We start from the raw sequence: 4,825 nt of genomic DNA on the forward strand, positions 1-4,825 counted from the left end.
TTGAATACCTCCTTATTCTCTTGGTTTTATTATGAAATCCTTGAGAATAAGCTGTCAACTTTTTTTATACCACACCAAGCATATTTAAGATGATTTCCGTTGTACTCATGTTATCCCGCAGATTTTCTTTTTTTAAGCCTTTCAGCTTTTTGTATTGCCGCGTCGTCATTCCCGACCATGCGCGGGTGATCTCGTCGGTGAGTATCGCATATTCAACGCCCTTTTTCACGCCCCGGTCTTGCCATTCGTCGGTTAATTCTTTCCGCACTTGGATTGCCTGTAACCGCTGGTTAATCCATTCGCGGGTATATCCCTTTTTCAGATAGGTTTCAAGGGCGCGATCAATGGCCTGTTCCGGGTCTATGGTTTCTTCTATCCGTTCCCGCCCGACTTCCGCAAGCCACAGCTTAAACGGCTCTGCTTTCGGTGAGGGGATAGACTGAATGATACGCAAAAGCTGTTCCGTTGTCGCAACGTCGGTCAACCGCTTTTTCCCATCGGCAGCGGTCATTTTCAAAGCGTTACAGTTTGTAACGGTTTCATTTCCCTCGTCTTTTAAGCGTTTTTTCATTACGCGCCAGTAGGTTTGAGGGTTGGGGCTGTCGGTCAAAACCGCGACAACATCAACAATGGAAAAGTACCATTCTTCCTTTTCCTCGTCCCATGCCGTTCTGATTGCTTTGTTTTCAAAAAGCTGCAATTTGTCGTTATCCATTTGCGATACTCCTTTCCAGGCAATTCTATTTTACAATAAAATTATGACTTTTTCTACTGTAACCTCTTATCGTTCCTGCTCCCGCGTCTTGCTTTGGGACGGGTAAAGAATACTATCGACGTTCTTTTTGACAATGCCGTACTCCTGCATTTGCTTTTTCGCTTGGCGGTAATCCTCATACAATTTGCTTTTCCTGTCGTTTAAGCTGCTATACTCCTTACGCAGCGCGGCGAGATCGGGCAGCTTCTTTATCTGCATTTCCTTTAATGCCCTTGCCGCAGCTTCAAACAGGATAATTTCGCTTTCATGCCCCCGCAGATACTTTTCCTTGTCCCGCGACTTTTTGTATTCCTCGTAAATCGGTTTTAATTGTCGGTATGTGGTTGTGTGCTTGATAAGCAGCGACAAATCAGACATACGCTGCTCTACGTCCTTAACCGCCCTTGCCGCCGCGTCATGGGCGGTCATAATATCCGCGATTTTGCTTTCAAGGTCGCTGTAATATTCAATCTTGTTTTCGGTCAAGAAGTTCATGCTTTTTGCAGCCTGTTTCAGATTATGGATTTTCGCCCACCGTTCATAGCCCGCCGACTGTTGCGCTTTGATACTGTTTTCAAGATCGACGACAAGCCGGATTTTCTTATCTTCCCGCAGCGGTTTTGACTTGGCGATATATACGCCCTTGATACGTTCCTTTATCGCTTCTTCCGTATAGGCCGCGCCGAGCGTCTTTGCGCGGGTAAACCGTTCCTGTCCGGCAGCGCGGAAAGAAATATATTTGCCCTGTTTGATTTCATACCCCATTTCCTGCAAGCGGTGCAGCAGTTCGTCAAAATCTTTGACTTGGGGAATGAGGGTATCTATCGCCGTTTTCAGCTTGGCTTTGTAACTTGTCCCTTGTTTTTCGGCGGCATATTCCGCATAGCTTTTCCCTTTGTCCTGTCCCGGTACGACGACGGATAGCCCATGCTCTTTACATATCCTGTCGCTGGTGCGCCGGATAAAATGATAGCTTTGTTTGTTGGAATGGTACTTTTTGTAGTCAACGAAGCTAACCGCATTGAAAATCAAGTGATTATGCAGATGGTCTTTATCGACGTGGGTTGTCAAAACAAACTCATACTTGCCGCCTAACACCGCTTGCGCAAGTTCCATGCCGATTTTGTGCGCTTCTTCCGGCGTGGTTTCTCCCACCGCAAAGGATTGTATCAAGTGCCGCCCTAAATGGGTGCCGCGATCTCCGGCAGCTTCCCGCGTCCATGCAAACTCTATATCGGCGGTTTCCAGCCCGCAGCCGAAAGAGGACGCAAGCAGTTTCCCGTCCGTCTTTTCGGGATTTAAGATATAGTCTATTGCGGCCTTTAAGGTTGATTTAATAGGGTGCGTCTTTGTAACCGCCATATCTCGTCCACCGCCTTTTTTATATCCTCAATGTCCTGCTGGTAAACCGCCCCCGTCGCGTTGGCGCGTTTGGCAATTTGGTTGATGTTCCGGCTCACCGCTTGCAGTTCCCGGATATATGCTTTCGTGTCGCTTCGGTCAATGACAAGGATATACCCGTCAATCGCCATTTTGCGCAGATATGCCCCGTACTGCTTTATGGGAAGCTGCTTCATCTTCTCGTCGATCAGCCGCTTTTCTTCTTCCGTAACGTAAAACTTCATTTGGATATTTCTCTTTCGGTTTTCCATTTCCGCGCCGCCTTTCGGTATAAGGGTTTGGGATTATCCCAAAAAGCATTTTTCGCAAACGGGTACTCGTTTGCTGTGCTTGCTATCTACTCCATACCCCCACCGAAAGGCGGTATTTGTTGCGCGTTCCTTTGATTTTGGACGCAAAAAAAGATTGCAGCCGCCATGCGCTGCAATCTCCCGATTTCTCATATTGTGAGGTTAATCCTCTGCTTTTTCGACTTCCGTTATCTCCCTTGCTGTTGCGGTTACAATCCGTATGCCTTTATCGCTCATACCGTCCAGCAGCGCGTCAAGCTGCCGCCGCCCGGTGGATTTCTCCGCATTGCTGTTCGGGAAGAAAAATTGATCTACCGAAATATGATACCGGGTTACAAGGTCATAGAATACCTGTAAACTCGGCTGTTGTCCCTTGTTCTCGATATTCGCAAGGTAGCGCGGGGAAATATATAACTCGTCGCTTACCTTTTTGCGGCTCTCGCCGTATTCATTTCTCGCGGCTTTTATAGCTGCCCCGAAAGCCTTAAAGTCGTACAATGGTACGGGTCTTTTTGCCGTTTTCATTCACCCTGTTACATTTTACAGTTCACCTTTCTTTTTGGATATGTCCACACAATTCATATCATTAGGTTAAATACTTCCTGTTGTGTATTGACAGTAGACTGATTTTCTGATAAAATAAAATTTATGTAAAAGGAGGCGGCGTTTATGTTGCATAGCATGCGTATTAGATAAGCATTGAAAAAAAGGATTTTCCCATTTTCAACATGGGCTTTTTTGTCATGCTTATTTTGCGGATGCTATACAAAAAACTAACGACGTATAGATATAGTATAGACATAGTGCAAGCTATGCCTTAGTTTTGTTGTACTGCTCTGTGCATTATAAATGCAGGTCAATGCTCATGTTGAGGATTGACCTGCATTTTTTTGTGTAAAAAGGACGAGTGAAATATAATGCTTAAAAAATATTGGATAAAATGTCCGATTTGTAACGGAAAGACGAGAGTTCAAGTATTTCATAATACTGTATTAAAAGATTTTCCTCTTTTCTGCCCTAAATGCAAATTGACGCATATCATTGATGTAGAAAAATTAGAGATTGTAATCAAAAATACAGAAAAACAAACTTTTATTATTTAGAAGAAAGGATATAAAAATGAAACGTTTACCTAAATATACGCCTGCGGAAGTACGGAATGATCCATACGGATTTACTTACAAAGAAATGTCGGAAGTTATTGGCGAGAATGAAGCAAAAGCCTTATATGAAGAATTATATAAGCAATTACCACGCAAAAAAAATCTATCAATGTTGGTAAAAAATATTTGCAAAAGCAGTGATACTGAAAAGTATGTTTACGAACTGAAAGACAACAAATACATTGAAACGGTTTTTATCAAGCGGCGAGATGGTGGAACTGTTTGCGTGAGCACACAAGTCGGTTGTCCTGTTGGTTGTATTTTTTGTGAGTCCGGGCGAAATGGCTTTGTTCGTAATCTAACATCGTCAGAAATCGTACAACAGATTATATTGTTGCGTCGAAAAGTAAACCGTATCGTTTTTATGGGTATGGGAGAGCCTTTATTCAATTATGACAACTTGATAAAAGCAATCCATATTCTCCGAGATAGATATGGGCTCAACTTTCCAACCGACGGCATTACCATATCAACAGTTGGTCCGGTCGATCAATTAAAAAAATTGCGCGAGGAACATCTTAAAATTCAGTTGACAATATCTTTACACGCAGCAACACAATCTGCAAGAAATCGTATTATTCCTCACATGCGCATATATGCTATTGAAGATGTTGTTAAGCAAGCCTTATCCTATTCTGAAAGGCATAATCGCAAAATTGTCTTTGCGTATTTGCTTTTACCGGGTATAAATGACCGGCCCTCAGATGTAAGACAACTTGCAAAATGGTTTCGGGGCAAAAAAGTTATGATTAACGTGTTACAATACAACCCAACAAGCAATTCAAGAATTAAAGCACCACAGAAACGGGAAATAGTTGCATTCAAACATCAATTAGAGCAAGCAGGACTTGAAGTTACTATGAGAGTTTCTCATGGCAGAGAGATTAACGCGGCTTGTGGACAGTTAGCTAACACATATAATAAATTCAAAAAAAAATGATTAAAAGTGCCAGACGCATAGACGCAGAGCCGATAACGCATTAGGTCAAAAAACCTATGTGTTATCGGCTTTTTTATTTAATATTGCGCAAAAGCCGCTGTTCCCTATTATAGAATGGATTGCGGGTAGTGTATTAAAGTCGCCCTTTTTTAAGGATACGGCGGTATCGGGGAGGTATCGCCGTGTCCATTTTTATTTACTGATATTGTCAAGATTAGTTGACACATTTATTTCAAGGATATCACTGACTATGCTACCAGTTCCAAATCCTCATAAT

At 42.9% G+C, this 4,825-nt stretch carries 5 protein-coding genes and 1 pseudogene; 2 read left to right on the forward strand and 4 right to left on the reverse strand.

What is annotated here, in order from left to right; translation table 11 throughout:
• Positions 1-76: 76 nt before the first annotated feature.
• The 4 genes and pseudogenes from FGQ86_RS15920 to FGQ86_RS15935 form a co-directional block, all read right to left on the reverse strand.
• A pseudogene (locus tag FGQ86_RS15920) lies at positions 77-715 on the reverse strand (BRO family protein); the annotation flags it as partial.
• A 66-nt stretch (positions 716-781) separates the two neighbouring features.
• The gene (locus FGQ86_RS15925; protein ID WP_021393612.1) at positions 782-2,116 is read right to left on the reverse strand and encodes a relaxase/mobilization nuclease domain-containing protein; all 1,335 of its coding nucleotides are present in this window, start codon (positions 2,114-2,116) and stop codon (positions 782-784) included.
• Entirely contained in the window at positions 2,077-2,406 is a 330-nt protein-coding gene (gene mobC, locus FGQ86_RS15930) for a plasmid mobilization relaxosome protein MobC (protein ID WP_032518701.1), read from the reverse strand. Before mobC ends, FGQ86_RS15925 begins: the two co-directional genes overlap by 40 nt.
• Before the next feature lie 201 nt (positions 2,407-2,607).
• Positions 2,608-2,970: a helix-turn-helix transcriptional regulator gene (locus FGQ86_RS15935; RefSeq protein ID WP_138305130.1), complete on the reverse strand. Its 363-nt coding sequence runs from the start codon at positions 2,968-2,970 to the stop codon at positions 2,608-2,610.
• 392 nt (positions 2,971-3,362) lie between these two features.
• Here FGQ86_RS15935 and FGQ86_RS15940 point away from each other — a divergent pair, with 392 nt between their 5' ends.
• Positions 3,363-3,548 carry a cysteine-rich KTR domain-containing protein gene (locus FGQ86_RS15940; RefSeq protein WP_003431289.1) on the forward strand — a complete coding sequence of 62 codons (186 nt, stop codon included), beginning with the start codon at positions 3,363-3,365 and terminating at the stop codon, positions 3,546-3,548.
• Positions 3,549-3,564: 16 nt separating this feature from the next.
• Positions 3,565-4,548: a 23S rRNA (adenine(2503)-C(2))-methyltransferase RlmN gene (gene rlmN / locus FGQ86_RS15945; protein WP_002584956.1), complete on the forward strand. Its 984-nt coding sequence runs from the start codon at positions 3,565-3,567 to the stop codon at positions 4,546-4,548.
• Positions 4,549-4,825 lie beyond the last annotated feature (277 nt).

The sequence above is a fragment of the Clostridium sp. BSD2780061688st1 H5 genome, assembly GCF_005845155.1.
Taxonomy (GTDB): Bacteria; Bacillota; Clostridia; order Lachnospirales; family Lachnospiraceae; genus Claveliimonas; species Claveliimonas intestinigallinarum.

Coding starts and splice junctions, on each gene's coding strand:
- FGQ86_RS15935 (WP_138305130.1), bottom strand. CDS start 2,970: ATGAAAACGGCAAAAAGACCCGTACCATTGTACGACTTTAAGGCTTTC.
- rlmN (WP_002584956.1), top strand. CDS start 3,565: ATGAAACGTTTACCTAAATATACGCCTGCGGAAGTACGGAATGATCCA.
- FGQ86_RS15940 (WP_003431289.1), top strand. CDS start 3,363: ATGCTTAAAAAATATTGGATAAAATGTCCGATTTGTAACGGAAAGACG.
- FGQ86_RS15925 (WP_021393612.1), bottom strand. CDS start 2,116: ATGGCGGTTACAAAGACGCACCCTATTAAATCAACCTTAAAGGCCGCA.
- mobC (WP_032518701.1), bottom strand. CDS start 2,406: ATGGAAAACCGAAAGAGAAATATCCAAATGAAGTTTTACGTTACGGAA.